The organism is Nocardia vinacea NBRC 16497 (assembly GCF_000308835.1).
GTDB lineage: Bacteria > Actinomycetota > Actinomycetes > Mycobacteriales > Mycobacteriaceae > Nocardia > Nocardia vinacea.
In genome coordinates, this window is sequence record NZ_BAGN01000165.1 from 1 (window position 1) to 2,328 (window position 2,328).

The 2,328-nt window shown below is 65.3% G+C and carries 2 protein-coding genes; both read right to left on the reverse strand.

Features of this window, described 5'->3' with window-relative positions; genetic code table 11:
* Positions 1-29: 29 nt before the first annotated feature.
* Positions 30-1,781 carry an acyl-CoA dehydrogenase family protein gene (locus ON44_RS22055; protein WP_040693089.1) on the reverse strand — a complete coding sequence of 584 codons (1,752 nt, stop codon included), beginning with the start codon at positions 1,779-1,781 and terminating at the stop codon, positions 30-32.
* Positions 1,782-1,941: 160 nt separating this feature from the next.
* Positions 1,942-2,328 (reverse strand): His/Gly/Thr/Pro-type tRNA ligase C-terminal domain-containing protein (locus ON44_RS22060; RefSeq protein WP_245567280.1); only part of this gene is annotated, 387 nt, incomplete at its 5' end.

Here is a 2,328-nt window from a genome sequence, read left to right on the forward strand (position 1 = left end):
CGCGGCACGGGTGGCCGGTGTGATCGCGACTACGGGCGCATTTCGTAGGCGCTGTCGTAGGCGGCGACTTCGGCCCAAACACGGTCGAAGCGGGGACGGTCGGTGACCGGCGGGCGCAGGGCGGAGGCTGCCCAGGCCTGCTGGTCGGGGGTGGCGGAGGGCTTGCCGTAGAGGGTGGTTGCGTGGCCGTTGAAGTCGCGGATCTGGAAGTCGAAGATCTGCTCGATGATGTCGCGGTCCAGGCCGGTGATGGCCGCCTGCTCCAGGATCAGCTGGCCGTAGACCACCAGGGAGAACAGGTGGCCGATGGTCAGCATGAAGTCCAGATCCTTCTGCTGATCGGCATCGGGAGCTGCCGTGGTCAGCAGGGTGCGCAGGGCCTGGGCCTGGTCGTAGAAGCGCGCGACATTCGGCAGATCGGCGTGCTTTTCGTACACGGGGGTCCAGTCGGCGAACTGCACCTTGCCCGCGCCCCGAGCCGGGCCCTGCCGGAAGAAGAACTCGTCGTCGGCCGCATCGAGGCGGGTGCCGATCTCCGGGTAGTCCTTCGGGTTGAACAGGTAGTTCGGCATGAACTTCAGGATCTGGCCGACATTGACGTGCACTGTGCCCTCGAGCCGGGGCAGCGTCCCGATATACCGGGCGACCTGCGCGAAGTAGGTGTTCTTCTCGAATCCCTTGGCAGCCAGCACATCCAGCAGCAGCGTCATCACGGTCTCGCCCTCGGAGGTCACCTTGGACTTGGTCATCGGGTTGAACAGCAGGTAGCGGCGGTCCTCCAGGCTTGCGCTGCGGAAATAGTCGACAGCGCGGTCGCTGAACAGCTTCATCGCGACGATGCGCGCGTACGCATCCACGAAATTCGTTCGCACATGCGGGAATTCGGTGACGGCCTGGCCGTAGAGGATGCGGTTGTTGGAGTGCGTGATGGCCTCGTAGAACGAGTGCTCGACCATGCCGATGCTGCCGTGGCACAGGTTGAACTTGCCGACATTGACGGTGTTCAGCGCGGCGGAGAAGGCCTCGGGACCGGTGGACAGGATGTCGGCGGCGGTCACCGGGTAGTCGTGCAGCGCGAAGGTGCTGACATACAGCTGACCGTGGATGACGTTGTCGATGAGCTCGTAGTTGTCGTGGCGGCTGTCGGCGGCGAACCATACATAGCCGTCCGCACCCTCGATATCGGCGCGGCGGGAGAAGACCGACACCATCGAAGCGACATTGCCATTGCCGATGTAGTACTTGACGCCGTTGGCGCGGAACAGGATTCCGGCCTCCGCATCCGCACTGCCCGGCTCGGTCGGTGTCAGGATCAGGTCGGTGTTGTAGATGTCGGCACCGTGGTCACGCTCGGACAGACCGAATGCCATCACCTGGCCGTCGAGGAGATCGGCGGCCGCGCGCTGCTTGGCGTCCTCGTTATCGCTCTGCCAGATCGGCCCGAGGCCGAGGATGGTGACCTGCTCGGCGTACCAGTACGCGAGGCCGTAGAAGCCGAAGATCTCCGACAGCGCCGCATTACGGGCACCGTCCCACCGCCGGTTCGCGTCACCGTCGGCGTAGGCGGCCGGGGTCAAGAAGGTCGCGAACAGGCGCTCCTTCTTGACGAACTCGAGGAAGTCCGACACCCACACCGCATCCGCGTCATCGGCCAGCAGCTGCCGCTTGCCACGCGACTCGAACCACTCGATGGTGGCCTTCAGCAGCCGCCGTGTCTCGGCGTCGAACTGCTTCGGGTCATAGCTGGTCGGGTTGAACAACAACGCGTCGGTGCTCGTCATGCCGCTAACTTACCAGCGGGTAACAGCAGCCAGGAGGGGGTCCGCGATTACCGCCCGCCACGAATCGTGCCTACGGAACCGTAGGTCCGGACGTATGCGAGAAGCCCGGTCGACTGGGCTCAGTCGACCGGGCTTCCCTACCGGTTGTCGAAGGCCGAAGCTACCGCCCGCCGCGGACCTGCGCGAGCACCGATTCGACCACCGAATCGGCGGGGACCTCAATGGATTCGCCGGTGAAGCGGTCGCGGATCTCGACTTTGCCCTCGGCCCAGCCGCGGCCGACGACCACGACCAACGGAACGCCGATCAGCTCGGAATCCTTGAACTTCACGCCGGGCGAGGCCTTGCGGTCGTCCAGCACGACTTCGAGTCCGGCCGTATCCAGCAGCGCCGCAACCTGTTCGCCGCCCTCGCGCGCGGAGTCGTCCTTGTTCGCGATCACCACGTGCACATCGAACGGCGCGACCTCGCGCGGCCAGCGCAGCCCCTTCTCGTCGTGCTGCTGTTCGGCGATCACCGCGACCATGCGGGAGACGCCGACGCCGTA

Bases quoted from the DNA above. Each gene is read 5' to 3' on its own strand.
- ON44_RS22055 (WP_040693089.1), bottom strand. From the start codon at position 1,781: ATGACGAGCACCGACGCGTTGTTGTTCAACCCGACCAGCTATGACCCG.